We start from the raw sequence: 21,429 nt of genomic DNA on the forward strand, positions 1-21,429 counted from the left end.
GCCGGATAAGCGGCGGTGAAGGTCAATGAACGCCTTCGATGTAATAGTCGACACGGCCGCGCGGTGCCAGGTATTCAACCGCTGCCAGCGGCAGCTTGCCGGGGTTGACCGCACTTTCAATCTTCAGTGCGCCATCGGCGAGATCAATCAGCAAGGCTTCGTTACGCGGCACATCCGGATCGTAGAGCATGATCAGCGGCCGCAGCAGGTCGGCGGTATTGGCTTCCACCACCAGTCCGACGCTGCCATCGTCAAGTACGACAAAACAGCCGGGAGGGTAGACCCCCACGGTCTTGACGAAAAGTTGCAGCAACTCGGGATCGAAGTGGCCGGCCTCATGCCTGAACATGTGCGCCACCGCCTCGCTGGGCGTACGTGCCTGCGCCAGATCGAACGGGTTGCACAGATTGTCGTAGCGGTTGGCAATTGCCGCCATGCGGGCCAGCAGGGGAATCCTGGTAGCGGCCAGGCGGTTGGGAAAACCGGAGCCATCCCAGTGCTCATGGTGGCAGGCGATGATGTTGCGTGCCGGCGTCGCCATGTCGCTCATCGGTGCGGCATGCTTGATGCCATAGCCGACATGCGCCTGGTAAAACTGTTCCTCGGCGGGCGAGCGCTGCGGGTTGCGCAAGACGCGTGCCGGCACATCGACCTTGCCGATATCGTGAAACAGTGCCCCCAGCCCCAACTGGCGCAACTGCTCTGCATCAAGCCCGGCCTCCTTACCCAGCAGGAGCGACAGCACCGTCACGTTCATCGCATGCTGGGCAGCGCCGGCCTCTTTGCTTTTCATATTGACCAGATGGATGGCCACACTCTGCGCCCCGATCAGACCATTGACCAGGCGACCGACAGTGGCGCGGGCATGCGCGTGCGCCTCCGCCGGCCGGCTGCCGAGTTGCTGCAGAATACCCTGCATGCCGTTCGCTTCCTGTTCATACAAACGCTCGCAGCGGGCCAGCGATTCACGCTGCTGGCGTATCCTTTCGGTCCGCTCACGCTTGCTGTCCAGCATCGAGGCCATCGCCGTCGCGGAAAAATCTTCCTCAACCTCTACCGACTGCGCTTCAGGCAAGGGCTGGGCACTGCTGCGAGCCGGATCCCATTCCACTTCCTTGACGCCCAGGCTGCGCAACACCCTGATCTGTTCGTGATCGGCAAGACGAAAACGGTTGAGCAGAAAGGGATGGTCGAGCCAACGCACGCTGGTGATCGAAATGAATACACCAGGTTGCAGCCGGTCGACCGAAACCAGATGCTTCATGCCGGAATTAGCGCCAGCCCACGGTCAAGATCGGCCTGCAGATCGGCCACGGCTTCCAGGCCGACGGCCACGCGCAGCAGGCCTTCACTGATGCCGGCCGCAGCGCGGGCCTCTGCCGAGATACGCCCATGCGTCGTGGAGGCGGGGTGGGTGATGGTGGTCTTGGTATCGCCCAGATTGGCGGTGATGGACAGCAGCCGGCACTGATCGACCACCGTCCAGGCTTCCTCACGCGCACCGCGCACTTCGAAGGAGACAACCGCTCCACCACTGGCCTGCTGGCGTTGCGCCAAGGCATGTTGCGGATGCGAAGGCAGCCCCGGGTAATGCACGCGCGCCACTTTCGGGTGCGCCTGCAACCATTGCGCCAGTTCAAGCGCTGCCGCCGACTGGGCATGCATGCGCAGTTGCAGGGTTTCCAGGCCCTTCAGCAAGACCCAGGCATTGAAGGCGGACAGGGTCGGCCCCGCCGTGCGCAGATATTTGAACACCTCATCCGTCAGATGCTTCGGGCCGCACACGGCCCCGCCCAGGACACGCCCCTGGCCGTCGATGTATTTGGTCGCGGAATGCACCACCAGATCGGCCCCCAGGGCCAGCGGACGCTGCAGAATGGGGGTACAGAAACAGTTATCCACCGCCAGCAGGATGTCATGCGCTTTGGCAATAGCACTCAGGGCGGCAATGTCGGCCAACTCGGTTAACGGATTGGAGGGTGTTTCGAGGAAAAAGAGGCGGGTCTGCGGTGTGATCGCCGCTTCCCACGCGGCGGGATCGTTCAGTGGCACGTAGCTCACCGTGATGCCGCAGCGGGTAAGGATGTTGTTGAACAACTGCACGGTCGCGCCGAAGAGACTGTTGGCCGTGACGATATGATCGCCTTGCTTCAGGTGCGCCAGCACCAGCGCCATGATGGCCGACATGCCACTCGCTGTCGCAACGCAGGCCTCAGCCCCTTCCAGCGCCGCCAGACGCTGCTCGAAGGCACTCACGGTAGGATTGGAAAAGCGCGAGTACACGTTGCCCGCCTCTTCTCCGGAAAAACGCCGGGCCGCCTGGGCAGCGTTTTCAAAGACAAAACTGGAGGTCAGGTACAGCGCTTCTCCGTGTTCGCCGAACTGGCTGCGCTCCTGCCCGGCCCGCACGGCCAGGGTCGGCAGCTGCCATGCCGCTGCCGTCATTCCTGCCCTCCGTTGGCCAGACCAAGCACCATCTGATGCGAAGCGCGGCCTTCACCATCATCTTCGTTGCGCGGCCTGTCGTGCCGCCCTTCCAGATGATCGAGGTAGGCGTCATCGATATCACCGGTGACATAAGTCCCATCGAAACACGAGGCATCAAACTCGGTCAGATCGGCCCGCAGGCGGGTGACGGACTGCTTGAGCGCGGCCAGATCCTGGTACACCAGGGCGTCCGCACCGATTTCGCTGGCAATTTCGGATTCCTTGCGCCCGGTGGCAATCAGTTCGGCACGCGTCGGCATGTCGATACCATACACATTGGGGAAGCGCACCGGCGGCGCGGCGGAAGCGAAATACACCTTGGTCGCCCCAGCTGCGCGCGCCATCTCGACGATTTCCCGGCTGGTGGTACCACGGACGATGGAATCATCAACCAGCAGTACCCGTTTACCCTTGAACTCGTGACCGACGGTATTGAGCTTCTGTCGCACCGATTTGCGGCGCTTGGCCTGCCCCGGCATGATGAAGGTGCGCCCGACATAACGGTTCTTGACGAAACCTTCGCGGAAAGGAATACCCAGCGCCTGCGCCAGTTCCATTGCCGAAGGGCGGCTGGAATCCGGAATCGGGATCACCACGTCGATTTCCTCGACCGGAATCGACTGCTTCACCTTCTCTGCCAGCAATTCGCCCATCGCCAGCCGCGCTTCGTAGACCGGCACGCCATCCATCACGGTATCCGGGCGAGCGAGGTAGACATATTCGAACAGACAGGGTGAATACATGGGTTGCTGCGCGCACTGGCGGCTGTGCAACTGGTGCTTGAAATCGATGAAGATGGCTTCGCCCGGCTCGATGTCACGCACCACCTCAAAGCCCAGGGTATCGAGTGCCACAGACTCGGAGGCGACAAGATATTCCGTTCCTTGCGGCGTTTCGTTGCGGCCATAGATGAGCGGGCGGATACCATGCGGATCGCGGAAGGCAAGCAAGCCATAGCCTGCAATCAGCGCCACCACGGCGTAAGCACCGCGACAGCGGCGATGCACGCCGGCCACCGCCTGGAAAATGCTGTCCACATCGAGCTCGTAACCATGTGCCGCCGTTTGCAATTCATGCGCCAGCACATTGAGCAACACTTCCGAGTCGGAATTGGTGTTGATATGCCGGCGGTCCATGCGGAACATCTCTTCCTTCAACTGCTCGGCGTTGGTCAGGTTGCCGTTGTGCCCAAGCACGATGCCAAACGGCGAATTGACATAAAAAGGCTGTGCCTCGGCAAAATTGAAGGCGGAACCCGCGGTCGGGTAGCGGACATGGCCGATGCCACAATTACCGGGCAGTGCCCGCATATTACGGGTACGAAAAACGTCGCGCACCAGCCCGGGGCCCTTGTGCAGGTGGAAGGTATTGCCTTCGGCCGTAGCGATACCTGCCGAGTCCTGCCCCCGGTGCTGCAGCACCATCAGACCGTCATAGAGCAATTGGTTGACCGGAGAGGTTGCCAATACACCGAGAATCCCGCACATGATGTTTTCCTGAGTTAACTGAAACGAATTCGTTTGGCCAGATCATTCGGCAGCAAAGGCTTCATCGCCAGCACCACCGTTTCCAGGGGCGGCGCGAACATCGCGTTACGCCACCAGGGCTGGCTGGGGGCACTGGTCAGTCCGCCAACCGCGACAAGCAAAAGCAGGATCAACGCCCCCCGCGCAAGACCAAAAAACATCCCGAGCAGGCGATCCGAAGCAGTCAGTTTGAGTACCTTGATCATTTTCAGGATGAGCAGGCGCAGCAAGGCCATCACGATCAATACGGCGAAAAAGACCAGCAGGCAACCGAGCAGCAGACGCAGGATGGGCTCGCCCACAACAGCTGCGAACAGGCTGCTGGCGCCGGGGCCGAACAGGAAAGCGGCATAAATCCCCAGACCCCAGGCAACCAGCGCCAGAACTTCGCTGACCATGCCACGCCACAGGCCAAAGCACAGTGACAGCACCAGAATGGTGAGGGCGATGTAATCAAACAAGGTCATGGTGCGCGATCACGGTTTGGCTGCCACGACACCGGACACACCGATCTGCTGCATTTTCTTCAATGCCTTTTCCGCTGCCTCACGGTTCGGGAAGGGGCCGGCACGGACGCGGGTCTTCTTGCCCTGCGGCGAATCAAGCGCCTCGGTGTACACCTTGATCCCCTGCTCCCCGAGTTTCTTGCGCAGGTTGGCCACATTGGCCTCGTTGCTGAAAGCGCCGATGAGGACCACATGTTGCCCGGCAGCAGAGGCCGGAGCATCCGCCGCCTTGCCGGCGAGGATGGCTGCCGCACGACTCGCCTCATCCTTCAGCGCCGGCGTGTCCTTGTCGCCAGCTTTCGCAGGGGCCTCCTTGGCTGGCGCCGGCTTTTTCTCCGCTTTTGGCTCTACCTTTGGCTCTACTTTTGGCTCTACCCTGGATTCGGTTTGCTTCGGTATCACCACCGCCGCTGGTGGTTTTATCGCGGGAGTTTCCGGTACCGGGTCCTGCCGTACCAAGGGGGGCATTTCCGGCGTCTCTGGTGCGGATTTACTACTCGCCGCCACCGGTTCGGCTGGTGGCACCAAGGCGGGTGTAAAAGCCTTGTCATCCTGACCGGGGATGCGAATATCGATATCCTGCGCTGGCGGACGCGGTTCGCTATCCATCAGCGTAGGCACCAGCACGGCCACCAGGGAAACGAAAAAAATGGCCCCCACCAACCGGCGGCGGGCACGTTTCTTGAGATGTTGCTGGACGTCGTTGTCTTCCATGTCAGGCGGTACGGCCGAGCACCTGAAGAGCGCCGGCAACAGTGTAAAACGATCCGAAGGCCAGAATTCTATCACTTTCAGCCGCCGCTTCCCGGGCTGCTTGCATCGCCTGCTGCGGCGAATCGTGGCAGAACACTTCACCCGCCACGCCCAGCCCGGCGAGAATTTCCGCCAGCGTCGCGGCTGGCGTACCGCGCGGACCGGGCAGGCTGGCCAGGTGCCAGACATCGATTTTGTCCCGCAGGGGCAACAAGGCGTTTTCAATATCCTTGTCCGACAACATACCGAGCACGGCGTGCGTTCGATTGAAAAACCCCATGTTGCCCAGATTGTCGGCCAGTACCGCCAGTGCCTGCGGGTTGTGGCCAACATCCAGGACGATGCTGGGCTTGCCCGGAATGACCTGAAAGCGCCCACACAACTCAGTTTCGATCAGTCCGGGACGAATCGCCTGCATGGTGACCGGCAGCCGGTCACCAAGCGCTTCCAGTGCCGCCAGGGCAACACTGGCGTTGAACAATTGCGTGGCCCCACGTAATCCGGGATAGGCAAGCGGACGACGCAACACCTGCCCATCCGGTCGACGACACCACCAGCGCCACTGCCAGCGGTTTTCCGCCGTGCCGGCGGCCGCCTTTTCAAAACCGAAATCACGCCCCAGCAGCCGCAGATCGGCACCAAGCGCCGCCGCTTGCTGCAGCAAACCTTGCGGCGGATGCGGATCGGCGCACAAGGCCGGTTTGCCGGCACGAAAAATGCCGGCCTTCTCGTAACCGATGCTGTCACGGTCGTCACCCAGCCAGGTAGTATGGTCCAGCGCCACGCTGGTGATGACGGCCACATCCGGTTCATAGACATTGACCGCATCAAGTCGTCCACCCAGGCCGACTTCCAGAATCGCCACCTCGACGCCTGCTGCCGCAAACACTTCCCAGGCGGCAAGCGTGCCAAATTCGAAGTAGGTCAGCGCCACACCGCTGGCCTGCCGCGCAGCTTCCACCCGGGCAAATGCCGCGCACAGGAGATCGTCGTCGGCCGGCACACCATTCAGCCGTACCCGCTCGTTGTAACGCAGCAGGTGCGGCGATGTATAACACCCCACCTTGTAACCCGCGCGCAACAGAATGTTCTGCAGGTAAGCGCAGGTCGATCCCTTGCCATTGGTGCCGCCAACGGTGATGACCGGGCAATGCTGCGACTGCTGCAACAGATCTTTGACCTGACGTACCCGCTCCAGACCGAGCTCGATCCCCGCCTGCCCGAGCGGATGCAACTGCTCCAGGTGTTCGAGCCAGTCCGCCAGGGAGGCCGGAGCGGGTGCAGCGCTCACGCCGCGTCGCTCCGGTTGAGCAGAAGCGACAAGGTAGCTGCGAGTTTGTCGCGCATCTCGCGACGATCCACGATCAGATCGATGGCCCCTTTGTCGAGCAGGAATTCAGCCCGCTGGAATCCTTCCGGCAGCTTCTCGCGTACCGTCTGTTCAATCACGCGCGGCCCGGCAAAGCCGATGAGGGCATTGGGCTCAGCCATGACCACATCGCCGACAAAGGCAAAGGACGCAGAAACGCCACCCATGGTCGGATCGGTGAGAATGGAAATGAAGGGCTGGCCGATTTGCGACAAGCGGGTCAGCGCCGCGGTGGTTTTGGCCATCTGCATCAGCGAAAACAGCCCTTCCTGCATGCGCGCGCCGCCGGAAGCGGTGACGCAGACAAAGGGAATCTGCTGTTCGACCGCCGCGTTCACACCTCGGACAAAGCGCTCGCCGAGCACCGAGCCCATCGAACCGCCCATGAAGTCGAATTCAAACACCGCCGCCACCAGGGGAATACCCTTCACGGTCCCCTGCATGGCCACCAGGGAATCGCTTTCGCCACTGTCCTGATGCGCTGCCATCAGGCGTTCCGGGTATTTTTTGGAATCCTTGAACTTCAGACTATCGACCGGCAACACCTCGGCGCCAATCTCGCTGCGCCCTTCCGGATCCAGCAGCAGATCGAGCCGTTCGCGCGCATTCAGCCGATTATGGTGACCACACTTCGGGCACACCTGCAGATTATTGGCCAGATCGGTCGCGTACAGCACCGCCTCGCAGGCCGGACACTTGCTCCACAGGCCTTCCGGCAAGGTACTGCGGCGCGGCGCCTGACCGCTCTCGCGTTTGATTTTGGGGGGAAGCAGCTTGTTCAACCAGGTCATTTTTTCACCTCATCCATAGCCCGGCGCATGTCAGTCAGCACTGCCGCCACCCGGGTACAACACGCCTCAAGCGAGGATTGTTCGATTTCTTCGATCAGTCGGCTACCGACGATCACGGCATCGGCAAACGCTGCGATGCGCGCCGCAGCTGTCGCATCACGGATACCAAAGCCAACGCCGACCGGCAAGCCGGTCTGTGCACGGATCTGCGGCAACTTCTGCGCCACCGCATCGACATTAAGCGCCCCCGATCCCGTCACACCGACCAGCGACACGTAATAAACATAGCCGCTGGCGATAGCCGCCGTATGGGCGATCCGTTCCGGAGAAGAGGTCGGCGCAATCAGGAAAATGGGATCGATATCAACGGCGCGCATGGCCGAGCCAAAGTTTGCTGCCTCTTCCGGCGGGTAATCCACCACGAGCACCCCATCCACGCCGGCCTGCGCCGCGGCGGCGGCAAATTTCTGCACCCCCATCGCCTCGATCGGGTTGGCGTACCCCATCAGGACGACCGGAGTATGCGGATCCTGCTGCCGGAACTCGGCCACCTGGGCGAGCACGGTCGACAAGCGCATTCCCTGCGCCAGGGCTTTTTCCGAGGCACGCTGAATGCTTGGCCCATCAGCCATCGGGTCGGAAAAAGGCACACCGAGTTCGATCACATCAACCCCGGCAGCCACCATGGCATGCATCAGCGGCACGGTCAGCGCCGGGCTGGGAAAGCCGGCGGTCACGAAGGGAATGAGCGCAGCGCGTTGCTCGCTGGCAAGACGTCTGAACGTTGTTTGAATTCTGGACATGGGCGTAAGTCGCGGAAGGTTTCAGAAGGTAATGCCGGATTGTTCGGCAACCGTGTGCATGTCTTTATCGCCACGCCCGGAAAGATTGACCAGCAGAATCTTGTCGGCAGCAAGTGTCGGCGCGAGTTTCATGGCGTACGCCAGGGCATGGCTAGACTCGAGCGCCGGAATGATGCCCTCGTAGCGGCAGAGATCGTGAAACGCCTTGAGCGCTTCGGCATCCGTGACGGGCTGGTACTGCGCCCGTCCGGTATCCTTCAACCAGGCATGCTCCGGGCCCACGCCGGGGTAATCCAGCCCGGCCGAAATGGAATGAGTTTCGATGATCTGGCCATCGTCATCCTGCAGCAGATAGGTCCGGTTACCATGCAACACCCCCGGCACACCTGCCGTCAGCGAAGCCGCGTGGCGACCCGTCGCCACGCCGTCGCCAGCCGCCTCGACACCGACCAGGCGGACCTCCGGGTGATCGAGGTAGGGATAGAAAATCCCCATCGCATTCGAACCGCCACCTACTGCAGCAATCACAACATCAGGCTGGCGTCCGGTCATTTCCGGCAGTTGCACCAGGCATTCTTCGCCAATGATTTTCTGAAAATCACGCACCAGCATCGGATACGGATGCGGCCCAGCCACCGTCCCGATGATGTAGAAGGTGTTGTGGATGTTCGCAACCCAGTCACGCATGGCTTCGTTGAGGGCATCCTTCAGCGTACGCGAACCGGACTCCACCGGCACCACGGTTGCCCCGAGCAGTTTCATGCGGTACACATTGGCCGCCTGACGCCGCACGTCCTCCGCGCCCATGTACACCACGCATTCAAAACCATAGCGGGCGGCCACCGTCGCTGTCGCCACACCATGCTGACCAGCACCGGTTTCGGCGATCACACGCGGCTTGCCCATGCGTCTGGCCAGCAGAGCCTGGCCGATGCAGTTATTCACCTTGTGGGCGCCGGTATGGTTCAAATCCTCACGCTTGAGGTAGATCTGGGCGCCGCCAAGCATCGTTGACAGGCGCTGGGCGTGGTAAACCGGCGATGGCCGGCCAACGAAATGCTTCAATTCATATTCATATTCGGCATGAAAGGCTGGATCGGCCTGTGCCGCAGCATAGGCCGCCTTCAGTTCATCGAGCGCACCAAACAGCGTCTCGGCGACAAAAACGCCACCGTAAGGTCCGAAATGACCGCTGGCGTCGGGAAAGTTGTAATGCGATTGGGACATGGCGAAACTCCTGAAAAATGAATGAACGGGACAGTGCAGCCATCCCGTTTCAGGGATGGTTCGCCAGATGACGCCGCCAACAGGTTCGGGTGATACCGCCCACCGATTTGCGCATAACTTTCCTAAATGACGCCGCTCGCCGCATCGGCCGCCCGTACGGCAGCGACAAAAGCAGTGATCCGGTCATGATCCTTGATACCCTTGCTCACTTCGACCCCGGATGACACATCGACTGCCACCGGGCGCAGTTTTTCCAGCGCCGCCGCCACGTTGCCAGCATGTAAGCCCCCGGACAAAATCCAGTGCCCGGGCAGATCAGGCGGAATCAGGCTCCAATCAAACACGTGCCCGCCACCGCCGTACCCCTCCACAAACGCATCGAGCAACAGCGCACGAGCCTGGCCGAACGCAGCGGCGAATTCTACCAGATCGAGCCCCGGCTTCACCCGTGCCGCACGTAGCCAGGGACGCGCAAACTGGGCACAGTAATCTGGTGTTTCATCACCATGAAACTGCAGCAGATTGAGCGGCACCTGCCGACAAACCGCCTCTACCTGCGCCGCCTCGGCATTGACGAACAGCCCCACCAGATCAACGAAAGGCGGTACCCGGCGCGCCAGTTCGGCCGCCTGCTGCGGCGCAACATAGCGTGGGCTGGACGGATAAAAAACAAAGCCCAGCGCATCGGCGCCGGCAGCAACTGCGGCGTCCACATCCTCGGCGCGGGTCAGACCGCAAATCTTGATGCGTGTTTTCCCCTGCATCCTCAGCTCTCTCCTAGATCGACCAAGTCGTCCAACGGTTCCGGAATATTCCAGCACTCCGGATAAACCGGACCACGAAAATAAAGACCATCGGCGGCAAACGTCGGGGCGGCCAGACTGCGGTCACGCTGCCGCAGCAGTTCATCAAACCAGTCCGGCGACTGCGCCGCTTTCCCGACATAGACCAGCGCTCCGACAAGATTGCGCACCATGTGATGCAAAAACGCTGACGCCATGAAATCGAAAATGAACAGATCGCCCCGACGCGAAACAGACGCTTCATGCATCAGCTTGACCGGCGATTTGGCCTGACATTGCGCGGCGCGGAAGGCAGAAAAATCGTGCTCACCCAGCAGACGCTGCGCCGCATCCTGCATGCTTTTCAAGTCCAGTGGCACGTGCAACCAGCCCACCCGCCCCTGCCACAAACCCGGGCGCTGGGCGCGGTTGAGTAAAAGGTAGCGATACCGACGCGCCTGGGCAGAAAAGCGTGCATGGAAGGTAGCATCGACCTCCAGCGCCCAGCGCACCGCGACTCCTTCGGGCAAATGACTATTCACACCGCGCACCCAGGCTGTCAGCGGTCGCCTGGCTCCCGTATCGAAGTGCACCACCTGCTGGATGGCATGCACCCCGGCATCGGTCCGACCTGCACACAAGGCTGCAACCGGCTCGCCTGCAATGGCAGCCAATGCCGCTTCCAGTGCGTCCTGTACCGTGCCACCGCCAGCCTGACTCTGCCAGCCATGAAAAGGCTGGCCAAAATACTCAACACCAAGCGCAATACGAGTCAAGGATGTGATTCTCCTGATACGGGGTCAACAACAAACGGCCCGAAAGGGCCGTTTGCCATGGTTGGGGCATGCATTCTACCCCGGCTTGCGGCAGACTCAGCCGCCGATCTGCGCCAGAACTTCGCGCGCCTTTTCGACCAGATCGACTGGCCCCTCACCAATGACTTCCTGCAGCAATTCACGCGCCCCCTCGAGATCACCCATTTCCTGATAGGCCTTGGCCAGATCAAGCTTGGTATTGACCTCTTCCCAGCGTCCATCACGAACCGGGGTGGCCGCTTCAGTCTCCGGCGTCGTGGCAGCCGGCGCAGGTTCAGCAGCCAGGTCGAGATTGATCGAACCGATATCGAAATCCGAAGCCATCGGCTGACCAAGAAATACCGAGTCACTGAGTTTGACGTCGAAATCGATATCCTCGGGGGCTCCCACCGGCGTATTGATGACGGTGCTCGTCAAATCCGGCATGTTGACCACTGTACTGGCAAAGCTCGGAGCCGTTTCTATGCTCTGCGCCAGATCGGCCAGGTTCTGCTCGGCTACAGCATCGTCGCCAGCAAAAGTCGACATATCGGTGGGCACTTGTGTCGCAACCAGGGTTTCCGGCAAGGCATCACGCTCAGCCACGAGTTCCGTGGACGCGGGTGCTGCAATCCCAGGCTGCGCAAAATCGAGCCCATCCAGATTCAGGTCATTCTCGGTCTCATCAACCGTGAAATCGCTGCTTGGTGCAACGACCAAGGTTCCTTCCGGCGAGAACTGGTGCATGCCGTCAGTTGCGACGGGGGCTTTGGTCACAGCAGCAGCCGGCACATCGGTTGACGGTACCGGCGACTCGGCAGCAGCCAGCTTGCTATCGCCAAGGTCGAAGTCAAGACTGATGTCGCTTGCCACGAAAGGATCTTCCGCCACTTCCTCCGGCACAGACACCTCCGGCGCCGCGAAAGACAGCGGCTGAGTTTTTTCGGCCGCAAATTCAAGCACCGTATCCTTTGCCGGAGTTGTCGCCATCGTGGGTACAACAGGCGCTTCGGGTTCGGCGGCCGGAAAATCGAAGGATAAATCAGCATCGGCCGCCCGCTCTGGCGAGGCCTGCGGCAATTCAGGCACAGGCGCAGCCTCAACGGCAACGGAATCAGATTCGCTGGCCGGCACCTCGAAAGCTGACACAGCGACTGGCTCCACTGTGGCCACCGGGGCTTCGGGCGGCAAAGCAATTTCCACCGGAGCACCTGGCGACACCGCAGCACTTGTTTTTGCTGCGCCATAAAGCGGGTTGCTGGGGTCGATCTGCCGTCCCATCTCCGCTACCTTGTGCCATTCTGGACCATTACCCCCCGATTGCGCATAAAGCTCACCGGCCAGGGTTTCAAATTGCTTGGTGCTACGTCGGTTCGCGTAAATCTCCAGCAATTTGGCATGAATGGCAAGACGGCTCGGATCCTTGTGCATTGCTTCGAGCAAAATCTCTTCGGCCTGGGAATCACGCCCGTAGGCCATATAAACATCCGCTTCAGCGACGGGGTCCACTTCATCGGTATCAATGGTTCCCGGACCGGCCTGGCTGAACTCGCCGGTATGAGGCGGCGCAGTACCGGTATCAACCGTCTGCCCACCATTCGTGCCAAACACAGAATTTGGCCCAAGGCTGGAGGGCGGTGGCGGCAGGGTCTCGGTCAGCGCGATTTCGGTTGCTGTATTTTGTTGCCGACGACGATAGAAGAACAAGCCTCCAAGCAGTGCCAAGGCACCTGCACCACCCACCAGAGGCAGCGGATCTTCCAGCAGGCCATCAAGGAAGCCAGCCTCTGGCACAGGCTCCGGCTCCGGCTCTGAAACTGATGCTATCGGTTTTTCAACAGGGAGCGGTGCCGGCTCGGCAACGGGCGCTGGCGCAGTCTCTTCAGCCGGCGCAGCAGCCTGTTCGGCTGGGGTTTCCGCTGCAGGCGCAGTTTCTGCGGCAGGCGCGCTTTCCTGCGCTGGAGCAGAAACCGCCTCCTTCACTACTTCAACCGGGGTTGCCGCGACCGGCGCAACCACCGCTGCAGCAGGCGGCGCTACTGCCGGTTTTTCGAGTTCTGCCAGACGCTGGTTCTTCATCTCCAGCAATTTCTGCAATTCACCCAGATTCTTTTCCAGAAGTGTTACGCGTGTCTGCGATTCCTGCAGTGACTTCTCCAGAGCGAGGCGCTCCAGATCGTTTGCCTTGTCGCCTTTACCCCCCTTGTCTGCGCGCCCGACCTTGACCTGATCCTTGCTGGCATCGATGGCTGGCGTTTTTTCTTCCACACGAGGAGTAATCTTGCCGGCAGCAGCCTGCTCAGGCGCCACGGCATCCTGCTTGCTCTCAGCCCCCTGGCTGGCTGCCGCTGCCAGTTTCTTCCGATAGGCATCAAAATCGCCCGCCGAAACATAGATCTGACGGGCCTCTTTGGGGCTGATCGCAGCGACAGCTGCCTCATCCGGAATATTCAGGATGGCGCCGGCTTTCAGGCGATGAATGTCGTTTTCGATGAAAGCTTTGCGGTTGTTGCGATAGATACCAGCCAGCATCTGCTCCAGCGTAACCCCCGCATATTGGCGCTCAGCAGCGATCTTGCGCAGATTTTCACCGCGCTCTACCGTATGCTGTCCTGGTTCGGCAGTCGCTGCCGGCGCTTTCGCCGCAGATGCCACCGGTGCGGCTTTGGCTGATGCTGCCGTATCCACAGGCTTGGGTGCCGGAGCACTGGCTACCGGTGCATCGTGCCGGTTGTCACGCACCGTTTCAACCACCCTCGCATCGACCGTGCTGCGCGCTTTGGCTGCCGGCGAAAATTCAGGAGGATCAAGGAGGAAGGTATACTCACGCACCAGGCGACCAGTTGGCCAGTTCAGCTCGACAAGAAAATCGAGGAATGGATCATTCACCGGGCGGCCGGAAGAAATCTTGAGTACTGCTTTACCGCCTTTACGCTTCTCGACATTGAAACTCAGATCATTCAGTACGCTCGAATACTCAACACCTGCCTGGCTGAACACATCGGCTGGTGCCAGACGCGCCGTCATCCCGCTCAATTCTTCCGGTGTAGCCGAGAGCGTCACCTCGGCACGTAAGGGCTGCCCCAGACCGGACAGCACCGTCAATTTACCCAGTCCTGCTGCATGCGCCGAGGCGCCCGCCAGAGACATGCCGGCAGCAACTGCAAGCGCCAGTGCGCACTTTTTGAATTTGGAAGATTTGTTCTCGATCACGGCCATGCCTTGCGCGTATTACTTGGAATAATCAAATTAACATCATGGGTTTAGCATTGCAAGCTAAACCCGCTTCTGAACAGGGGATTTTTGCATATCCCCAACAATGAAAAACGGGGCTGATGCCCCGTTTTTCATCAGTCCTGCGACACTCACGCAGCCAGCAGAATACGCAGCATGCGACGCAGCGGCTCGGCAGCACCCCACAACAACTGGTCGCCGCAAGTGAAGGCCGCCAGATACTCCGGACCCATCGCCATTTTGTGCAGACGGCCGACCGTCACCGTCAGCGTGCCGGTGACGGCCGCCGGCGTCAGTTCACGCTCGGAAATCTCGCGATCGTTCGGCACGACCTTGGCCCACGGGTTGGCCTTGGCGAGCATGTCGGAAATCTCGTCGAGTGGCACGTCCTTCTTCAGCTTGATGGTCAGCGCCTGGCTGTGGCAACGCATCGCGCCGATGCGCACGCACAGGCCGTCGATGGGAATCGAACCGGCCGTGCGGAAAGCCGGCTTGCCGAGGATCTTGTTGCATTCGGCGCCGCCCTTCCACTCTTCCTTGGACTGGCCGTTTTCGTACGGCACGTCGATCCACGGGATCAGCGAGCCGGCAAGCGGCGTGTTGCGGAAGTTCTTCTTCGGGAAGCTGTCGGAGCGGATGGTCTCGGCAACCTTGCGATCGATGTCGAGAATAGCCGAGGCCGGATCGGCGAGCAGATCCTTGACCGAGTCGTGAATGACGCCCATCTGCGAGATCAGCTCACGCATGTTCTGCGCACCGGCGCCGGACGCAGCCTGGTAGGTCATGGACGTGGCCCACTCGACCAGATCGTTCTGGAACAGGCCACCAAGGCCCATCAGCATCAGGGAAACGGTGCAGTTGCCGCCGATCCAGTTTTTTCCGCCCTTGGCCAGCGCATCCTTGATCACGTGCATATTGACCGGATCGAGTACGATCACGGCGTCATCAGCCATGCGCAGCGACGAGGCGGCATCGATCCAGTGGCCGTTCCAGCCGGCGGCGCGCAGCTTGGGGAAGACTTCCTTGGTGTAGTCGCCGCCCTGGCAGGTGATGATGATCTCGCAGGCCTTCAGCGCCTCGATGTTGGACGCGTCCTGCAGCGGCAGCGAGGCTTCCTTGCCGCCGAAGACCGGCGCCTTGCCGCCAGCGGCGGAGGTCGAGAAATAAACCGGATCGATATGAGCGAAATCGCCCTCTTCGACCATACGCTGCATCAGCACGGAACCGACCATGCCACGCCAACCGACCAGACCAACCTTCTTCATTACCATTCCCTTCTAATATGAAAAACGAAGCGTGAAATGCAAAGCGCAAGGTTCGCCCAACGCAGCGATTACGCCTGCCATGATTCACATTTCACAGATTTTTAAGGACCGCCTCACCCATTTCCCGCGTGCCCACTTTGTTCGTGCCGCGTTCGTAGATATCACCGGTGCGATAACCCTGAGACAGCACTTTCTTGACTGCGTTCTCGATCCGCTCTGCTTCTTCCTCACGGCCGAAGGTGTAGCGCAGCATCATCGCTGCCGACAAAATGGTCGCCAGCGGATTCGCCAGGTTCTTGCCGGCAATATCAGGCGCCGAGCCGTGCGACGGTTCGTACAGCCCCTTGTTCTTTTCGTCGAGCGAAGCCGACGGCAGCATGCCGATCGATCCGGTCAACATCGAAGCTTCGTCGGACAGGATGTCGCCGAACATGTTGCCGGTCACCATCACGTCAAACTGTTTGGGCGCCCGCACCAGTTGCATGGCGGCGTTATCGACCAGCATATGGCTGAGTTCAACGTCCGGATAATCCTTGCTGACTTCGATCATCACATCGCGCCACAACTGTGTGCATTCAAGGACGTTCATCTTGTCCACCGAACACAGCTTCTTGTTGCGCTTCTGTGCGGCCTGGAAGGCGACGTGACCGATGCGGCGGATTTCCGACTCGCTGTAGACCATGGTATTGAAACCGACGCGCTCGCCATTCTCCTCGCGCACGCCACGTGGCTGACCGAAATAGATATCACCGGTCAATTCACGCACGATGAGGATGTCCAGCCCCGCCACGACTTCCGGCTTCAGGGTGGAGGCGTTGGCCAGTTCCGGGTAAAGAATGGCCGGGCGCAGGTTGGCGAACAGGTTGAGATCCTTGCGGATACCCAGCAGACCGCGCTCTGGACGCTTTTCGCGCGGCAGGCCGTCCCACTGCGGGCCACCAACGGCGCCGAGCAGTACGGCGTCAGCCGCACGCGCCAGCTTCTGCGTGGCTTCCGGGTAAGGATCACCCGTCGCGTCAACAGCACAACCGCCCAGCAGCGCTTCTTCCATTTCGAATTTCAGATCCAGCGCATGCAGAACGCGGACCGCTTCGGCCATGATTTCCGGGCCGATGCCATCACCTGGCAATACACAAATCTTCATGTCATCTCCTTGTCAAGCAAACAGCCAGGGCTGCTGAATGCGGCGGTTGGCTTCGAACGCCTTGATTTTCTCGGCATGGCGCAGGGTCAGACCGATATCGTCCCAGCCATTGATCAGACATTCCTTGCGGAATGCGTCCACCTCGAATGTGCAGGCATGGCCATCCGGGCGGGTGACTGTCTGCGCCGGCAGATCGACACGCAGGCGATAACCGGGCGTTGCTTCGACCTGCTGCAGGATGGCCGCAATTTCCGCGGCCGGCAGGACGATGGGCAAAATGCCGTTCTTGAAGCAGTTATTGAAGAAAATATCGGCAAACGATTCGGCGATGATGGCCTTGAAGCCATAATCCAGGAGCGCCCAGGGCGCATGTTCGCGCGAGCTGCCACAGCCGAAATTGGCCCGGGTGAGGAGGATTTCTGCCCCCTGATAACGCGGCTGGTTGAGCACGAAATCGGGATTCTTCGGACGCTGAGAGCAATCCTGGCCCGGCTCACCCACATCAAGGTAGCGCCATTCATCGAACGCATTCGGACCGAAACCGGAGCGCTTGATCGACTTCAGGAACTGCTTGGGAATGATGGCGTCGGTATCGACGTTGTTGCGATCAAGAGGCGCCACCAACGCATCAAGCTGTACGAATTTTTCCATTTACTCCACCGCTTTCTGAACGGCCTCGCCGCCCTTTTTCATGGCCTCACCGACCACTTCACCACCTTTTTTGATGACTTCCCCGGTTTTTTCCGCGCCGATGGCGACGTCTTTCTTCACCCCTTCGGCCGTATTGCAGGCCGCGAGCAGCAGGAAGACAGCAATGCAGAATCCGTGTTTCATCGCCACTCCTCAGCGCAGATCGCGCACATCGGCGAAATGTCCGGCAATCGCCGCCGCCGCTGCCATGGCCGGGCTGAGCAGGTGCGTACGTCCACCGGCGCCCTGCCGCCCTTCGAAATTACGGTTCGAGGTCGAGGCGCAGCGCTCGCCAGGTTCCAGACGATCGGCATTCATCGCCAGGCACATCGAACAGCCCGGTTCGCGCCATTCAAAGCCAGCGGCAATGAAGATCTTGTCCAGACCTTCGGCCTCGGCCTGACGCTTGACCAGCCCTGAACCCGGTACTGCCAGCGCCAGCTTGACGTTGGGAGCAATATGCTTGCCCTGGATCACTGCCGCGGCCTCGCGCAGATCCTCGATACGCGAATTGGTGCACGAACCGATGAACACCTTGTCGATAGCAATCGAGGTCATCGGCGTATTCGCTTGCAGCCCCATGTATTTCAGCGCCCGCTCCATGCCCTCGCGCTTGACTGGATCGTTTTCCCGTGCCGGATCGGGCACTACGGCATCAACCGGCACGACCATTTCAGGCGAAGTCCCCCAGGTCACCTGCGGTCGAATGTCTTCCGCCCGCAGCGTCACGGTCCGGTCGAACGAGGCACCGGCATCGGAATGCAGGGTACGCCAGTAGGCCACTGCCTGCTCCCAGATATCGCCCTTCGGCGAGAAGGGGCGGTCCCTGAGGTATTCGATGGTCGTATCATCAACGGCCACAAAGCCCATGCGCGCCCCGCCTTCGATCGCCATGTTGCACAGCGTCATGCGGCCTTCCATCGACAGACTGCGAATGGCGCTGCCACCGAACTCGATGGCGTAGCCGGTCCCACCCGCCGTACCAATGGTACCAATGATGGCCAGGGCGACGTCCTTGGCGGTCACGCCCGGGCCCAACTGGCCCTCTACCGCCACCAGCATGGTTTTCGACTTCTTCTGCACCAGACACTGGGTCGCCAGCACATGCTCGACTTCCGAAGTACCGATGCCATGCGCCAGACAGGCGAAAGCGCCGTGCGTCGACGTGTGCGAATCGCCACACACCACGGTCATCCCCGGCAGGGTGGCGCCATTTTCCGGGCCAACCACGTGCAGGATGCCCATCCGCGCATCCTTGAACGGGAAATAGGCCAAGGCACCAAACTCCCGGATATTGGCGTCGAGTGTCTCGACCTGCAGGCGGGAAATCGGATCCTTGATACCTTCGTCCCAGTGATCGGTCGGCGTGTTGTGATCCGGCGTCGACACGATGGAGGAAACCCGCCACGGCTTGCGCCCGGCCAGTTTCAAACCTTCAAAAGCCTGCGGGCTGGTGACTTCATGCACCAGGTGGCGATCGATGTAAAGCAGCGCCGTGCCGTCCTCTTCCTGATGGACGACATGGTTCTCCCACAATTTGTCGTAAAGTGTCTTGGGCATGGCTGACCTGAAAAATCGGCAAAACGCTGGATTATTGCACAGGACTCAGGCGTTTTCGGGAAGATTTTCGCCCCTCACCCCAGTGGCCCCGGCTTCGGCAAACCAGCGCCAGATCAGGCAAAAACCGAGCAACCCGAACACCGCTGCCAGGGCAAAAACCCAGCCTGCCCCCCACGGCTCCCAGAAAAGCCCGCTCAGCAGCGCACCGAGCAGGCCGCCGGCACCAAAGGACAAGCTCGAATAAAGCGCCTGCCCGCGCCCCCGCAGCTGCTGAGGAAAATACTGGTTAACCGCCGCAATGGCGGCCGCATGGTAGGCACCAAACGTCAGCCCGTGCAGTGACTGCACCAGCAGCATGGTCAACAACGAGTCGACGGCCCAGCCCATGAGCAGGAAACGCGGTACCGCCGCAGCAAAACTCACCAGCAGGATGGCGCGCAGGGAAAACCGCCGCAGCAGCCGTGGCATCAACAAAAACACGCCAATCTCGGCCAGCACCCCCAGCGACCAGAGCAAACCGATCATGGCCTTGCCATAACCATGATCGCTCAGGTGGATGGAGAAGAAAACATAGAACCCACCATGCGCGGTCGACATGGCGGTGCACGCCAGCATCAGCGCCAGCACCGGCGGCCGGCGCAGGACCACCATGATGGGCGCTGCCGGTGAACCTGCCGGATGGGGCGGCGCTTCTGGCAGGCTAAGCGCCAGCAGCAGCAAACCTGCCAGGATCAGGGTGCATGCCCACAACACGCCAACAGGTGGCATGAAATCGAGCAGCAGGCCGGTCGCCAGCACCGCAACGATGAAACCGACCGATCCCCAGACCCGCACCGGGCCATAACGCCCGCCTTCCTCGCGCAGATGATCGAAAGTCAACATTTCGACCAATGGCAGGGCGCCGCTCCAGAAAAACGCCAGCACGGCCATTGCCAGCAACATGCTAGGCAAACGGTCGAGCCAGAAGAAGCTGACAAAACCGAGCAGGCCGATCAAGCCCGCCAGGCGAATAATGCGCAAGCGGTAGCCAAAGCGGTCCACCACCCAGCCCCAGACATTGGGACCGAAGACGCGCATCAACTGCATCTGCGACATCAGCAGGCCGATATCCAGCGCCGAAAACTCGATCGCTTGCAGGTACAGGCCGAAATAAGGCGAGAAAGCGCCAATGAAGGCGAAATAGAAAAAATAGTACGCGGCCAACCGCGCGTAGGGAAAAGCCTTGTGCGCCGTCATAAGCAATGCGGCTGCAGGGAAGCTGGCAATTCTGTGTCTCTCTGCGCTGCCGCGCCTAGTTCAGGCAATACCGCTGCCGCCGCAGGCAGGACGGAACGCCCCAACCCGGCCACGGTTCAGGCGATACGCGGTGTCGTGCAGCGCACATCGGCGCACTGCGCGCGGTGCCGCAGCGCGTGATCCATCAGCACCAGCGCCAGCATCGCCTCGGCAATCGGTGTCGCGCGAATGCCGACACACGGGTCATGCCGCCCCTGTGTCGCCACGTCGACGGCATTCCCCGCCACATCAATCGAGCGCCGCGGCTGGGCAATGGAGGAAGTCGGTTTGATCGCCATGTTGACAACGATTTCCTGCCCCGTGGACAAGCCGCCAAGAATGCCGCCCGCGTGATTGCTGAGAAACCCCTGCGGCGTCATTTCGTCGCCATGCTCGCTGCCTTTTTGCGCCACTGACGCAAAACCCGCACCGATTTCCACGCCTTTCACCGCATTGATGCTCATCATGGCGTAAGCGATCTCGGCATCCAGCCGGTCGAATACCGGCTCGCCCCAGCCCGGCGGCACGCCCTGGGCCGTGACCGTGATGCGGGCGCCCACCGAGTCAAGCGACTTGCGTAGCGCATCCATGTAGTTTTCCAGCTCCGGCACGATGTCGGCGTTGGGTGCAAAAAACGGGTTCTGCTCGATGGCTTCCGCGCTGATAAAAGGAATGTCGATCGGCCCGAGCGCACTCATCCAGCCGCGAATACTGATGCCATGGTGTTCCCGCAGCCATTTCCTGGCGATCGCCCCGGCTGCCACGCGGACCGCGGTTTCGCGCGCCGATGAACGACCTCCGCCACGATAATCGCGGAAACCATATTTCTGCGTATACACATAGTCGGCATGGCCGGGGCGGAAGGTACTGGCAATGTTGCCGTAATCCTTGCTGCGCTGATCCTGGTTGCGGATCAGCAGGGCAATCGGCGTGCCGGTCGTCTTGCCCTCGAAAACACCGGAAAGAATCTCCACCGTATCCGGCTCACGGCGCTGCGTCACATGTCGGGAAGTGCCGGGTTTTCGCCGGTCCAGCTCCTGCTGGATGTCTGCCGCATCCAGTGCCAGGCCCGGTGGGCAGCCGTCGACAACACAGCCGATCCCCTGACCATGCGACTCGCCAAAGGAAGTGACTGTAAATAAAGTCCCGAAAGTATTGCCTGACATCGCTCACCACCGCACGCTCAAGAGGGTGCGGATTTTAGCACGGCGACAATGCACCGC

At 60.7% G+C, this 21,429-nt stretch carries 19 protein-coding genes; all 19 read right to left on the minus strand.

The annotated features are described in order from the left end of the window. Positions 1-22 precede the first annotated feature (22 nt). Positions 23-1,264 (minus strand): HD-GYP domain-containing protein, encoded by a 1,242-nt coding sequence (locus JYJ39_RS00660; protein WP_205201162.1) that lies wholly within the window; start codon positions 1,262-1,264, stop codon positions 23-25. After that, positions 1,261-2,445: an O-succinylhomoserine sulfhydrylase gene (locus JYJ39_RS00665; RefSeq protein WP_205201164.1), complete on the minus strand. Its 1,185-nt coding sequence runs from the start codon at positions 2,443-2,445 to the stop codon at positions 1,261-1,263. The genes JYJ39_RS00660 and JYJ39_RS00665 overlap by 4 nt, the downstream gene beginning before the upstream one ends. Continuing rightward, positions 2,442-3,974: an amidophosphoribosyltransferase gene (gene purF, locus JYJ39_RS00670; protein ID WP_205201166.1), complete on the minus strand. Its 1,533-nt coding sequence runs from the start codon at positions 3,972-3,974 to the stop codon at positions 2,442-2,444. The genes JYJ39_RS00665 and purF overlap by 4 nt, the downstream gene beginning before the upstream one ends. Positions 3,975-3,988: 14 nt before the next feature. Then, on the minus strand, positions 3,989-4,480 hold the full coding sequence (locus JYJ39_RS00675; RefSeq protein WP_205201168.1) for a CvpA family protein: 492 nt from the start codon (positions 4,478-4,480) through the stop codon (positions 3,989-3,991). 9 nt (positions 4,481-4,489) lie between these two features. Beyond that, positions 4,490-5,233, minus strand: a complete 744-nt coding sequence (locus JYJ39_RS00680) for an SPOR domain-containing protein (protein ID WP_205201170.1) — start codon at positions 5,231-5,233, stop codon at positions 4,490-4,492. Between the two features lies 1 nt (position 5,234). Continuing rightward, entirely contained in the window at positions 5,235-6,563 is a 1,329-nt protein-coding gene (gene folC, locus JYJ39_RS00685) for a bifunctional tetrahydrofolate synthase/dihydrofolate synthase (protein ID WP_205201172.1), read from the minus strand. Then, positions 6,560-7,432, minus strand: coding sequence for an acetyl-CoA carboxylase, carboxyltransferase subunit beta (accD, locus tag JYJ39_RS00690; protein WP_205201174.1), 873 nt, complete (start codon positions 7,430-7,432; stop codon positions 6,560-6,562). Before accD ends, folC begins: the two co-directional genes overlap by 4 nt. Further along, complete coding sequence (gene trpA / locus JYJ39_RS00695) at positions 7,429-8,235, minus strand: tryptophan synthase subunit alpha (RefSeq protein ID WP_205201175.1); 807 nt, start codon at positions 8,233-8,235, stop codon at positions 7,429-7,431. The genes accD and trpA overlap by 4 nt, the downstream gene beginning before the upstream one ends. 21 nt (positions 8,236-8,256) lie before the next feature. After that, positions 8,257-9,462, minus strand: coding sequence for a tryptophan synthase subunit beta (gene trpB, locus JYJ39_RS00700; protein WP_205201177.1), 1,206 nt, complete (start codon positions 9,460-9,462; stop codon positions 8,257-8,259). 122 nt (positions 9,463-9,584) lie between these two features. Next, complete coding sequence (locus JYJ39_RS00705) at positions 9,585-10,226, minus strand: phosphoribosylanthranilate isomerase (protein ID WP_205201179.1); 642 nt, start codon at positions 10,224-10,226, stop codon at positions 9,585-9,587. A gap of 2 nt (positions 10,227-10,228) precedes the next feature. Next, positions 10,229-11,020, minus strand: a complete 792-nt coding sequence (gene truA, locus JYJ39_RS00710) for a tRNA pseudouridine(38-40) synthase TruA (protein ID WP_205201181.1) — start codon at positions 11,018-11,020, stop codon at positions 10,229-10,231. Between the two features lie 96 nt (positions 11,021-11,116). Continuing rightward, positions 11,117-14,251: a FimV/HubP family polar landmark protein gene (locus tag JYJ39_RS00715; protein ID WP_205201183.1), complete on the minus strand. Its 3,135-nt coding sequence runs from the start codon at positions 14,249-14,251 to the stop codon at positions 11,117-11,119. A gap of 152 nt (positions 14,252-14,403) precedes the next feature. Next, positions 14,404-15,537, minus strand: a complete 1,134-nt coding sequence (gene asd / locus JYJ39_RS00720) for an aspartate-semialdehyde dehydrogenase (RefSeq protein ID WP_205201185.1) — start codon at positions 15,535-15,537, stop codon at positions 14,404-14,406. Between the two features lie 91 nt (positions 15,538-15,628). Continuing rightward, positions 15,629-16,681, minus strand: a complete 1,053-nt coding sequence (leuB, locus tag JYJ39_RS00725; RefSeq protein WP_205201187.1) for a 3-isopropylmalate dehydrogenase — start codon at positions 16,679-16,681, stop codon at positions 15,629-15,631. 12 nt (positions 16,682-16,693) lie between these two features. Continuing rightward, on the minus strand, positions 16,694-17,332 hold the full coding sequence (gene leuD, locus JYJ39_RS00730; RefSeq protein ID WP_205201189.1) for a 3-isopropylmalate dehydratase small subunit: 639 nt from the start codon (positions 17,330-17,332) through the stop codon (positions 16,694-16,696). Then, positions 17,333-17,515, minus strand: coding sequence for a hypothetical protein (locus JYJ39_RS00735; RefSeq protein ID WP_205201191.1), 183 nt, complete (start codon positions 17,513-17,515; stop codon positions 17,333-17,335). It abuts the gene before it with no gap. 9 nt (positions 17,516-17,524) lie between these two features. Next, complete coding sequence (gene leuC / locus JYJ39_RS00740; protein WP_205201193.1) at positions 17,525-18,931, minus strand: 3-isopropylmalate dehydratase large subunit; 1,407 nt, start codon at positions 18,929-18,931, stop codon at positions 17,525-17,527. Positions 18,932-18,976: 45 nt separating this feature from the next. After that, positions 18,977-20,167 carry an MFS transporter gene (locus JYJ39_RS00745; protein ID WP_205201195.1) on the minus strand — a complete coding sequence of 397 codons (1,191 nt, stop codon included), beginning with the start codon at positions 20,165-20,167 and terminating at the stop codon, positions 18,977-18,979. Positions 20,168-20,283: 116 nt separating this feature from the next. Beyond that, positions 20,284-21,372, minus strand: coding sequence for a chorismate synthase (gene aroC / locus JYJ39_RS00750; RefSeq protein WP_205201197.1), 1,089 nt, complete (start codon positions 21,370-21,372; stop codon positions 20,284-20,286). Positions 21,373-21,429: the final 57 nt, after the last annotated feature.

Origin of the sequence: Azonexus hydrophilus (assembly GCF_905120355.1) — a bacterium.
Taxonomy (GTDB): domain Bacteria; phylum Pseudomonadota; class Gammaproteobacteria; order Burkholderiales; family Rhodocyclaceae; genus Azonexus.

Excerpts from the sequence above, each read along its gene's own strand:
- JYJ39_RS00660 (WP_205201162.1), bottom strand. The coding sequence starts at position 1,264 with ATGAAGCATCTGGTTTCGGTCGACCGGCTGCAACCTGGTGTATTCATT.
- JYJ39_RS00665 (WP_205201164.1), bottom strand. The coding sequence starts at position 2,445 with ATGACGGCAGCGGCATGGCAGCTGCCGACCCTGGCCGTGCGGGCCGGG.
- purF (WP_205201166.1), bottom strand. The coding sequence starts at position 3,974 with ATGTGCGGGATTCTCGGTGTATTGGCAACCTCTCCGGTCAACCAATTG.
- JYJ39_RS00675 (WP_205201168.1), bottom strand. The coding sequence starts at position 4,480 with ATGACCTTGTTTGATTACATCGCCCTCACCATTCTGGTGCTGTCACTG.
- JYJ39_RS00680 (WP_205201170.1), bottom strand. The coding sequence starts at position 5,233 with ATGGAAGACAACGACGTCCAGCAACATCTCAAGAAACGTGCCCGCCGC.
- accD (WP_205201174.1), bottom strand. The coding sequence starts at position 7,432 with ATGACCTGGTTGAACAAGCTGCTTCCCCCCAAAATCAAACGCGAGAGC.
- trpA (WP_205201175.1), bottom strand. The coding sequence starts at position 8,235 with ATGTCCAGAATTCAAACAACGTTCAGACGTCTTGCCAGCGAGCAACGC.
- trpB (WP_205201177.1), bottom strand. The coding sequence starts at position 9,462 with ATGTCCCAATCGCATTACAACTTTCCCGACGCCAGCGGTCATTTCGGA.
- JYJ39_RS00705 (WP_205201179.1), bottom strand. The coding sequence starts at position 10,226 with ATGCAGGGGAAAACACGCATCAAGATTTGCGGTCTGACCCGCGCCGAG.
- asd (WP_205201185.1), bottom strand. The coding sequence starts at position 15,537 with ATGAAGAAGGTTGGTCTGGTCGGTTGGCGTGGCATGGTCGGTTCCGTG.
- leuB (WP_205201187.1), bottom strand. The coding sequence starts at position 16,681 with ATGAAGATTTGTGTATTGCCAGGTGATGGCATCGGCCCGGAAATCATG.
- leuD (WP_205201189.1), bottom strand. The coding sequence starts at position 17,332 with ATGGAAAAATTCGTACAGCTTGATGCGTTGGTGGCGCCTCTTGATCGC.
- JYJ39_RS00735 (WP_205201191.1), bottom strand. The coding sequence starts at position 17,515 with ATGAAACACGGATTCTGCATTGCTGTCTTCCTGCTGCTCGCGGCCTGC.
- leuC (WP_205201193.1), bottom strand. The coding sequence starts at position 18,931 with ATGCCCAAGACACTTTACGACAAATTGTGGGAGAACCATGTCGTCCAT.
- JYJ39_RS00745 (WP_205201195.1), bottom strand. The coding sequence starts at position 20,167 with ATGACGGCGCACAAGGCTTTTCCCTACGCGCGGTTGGCCGCGTACTAT.
- aroC (WP_205201197.1), bottom strand. The coding sequence starts at position 21,372 with ATGTCAGGCAATACTTTCGGGACTTTATTTACAGTCACTTCCTTTGGC.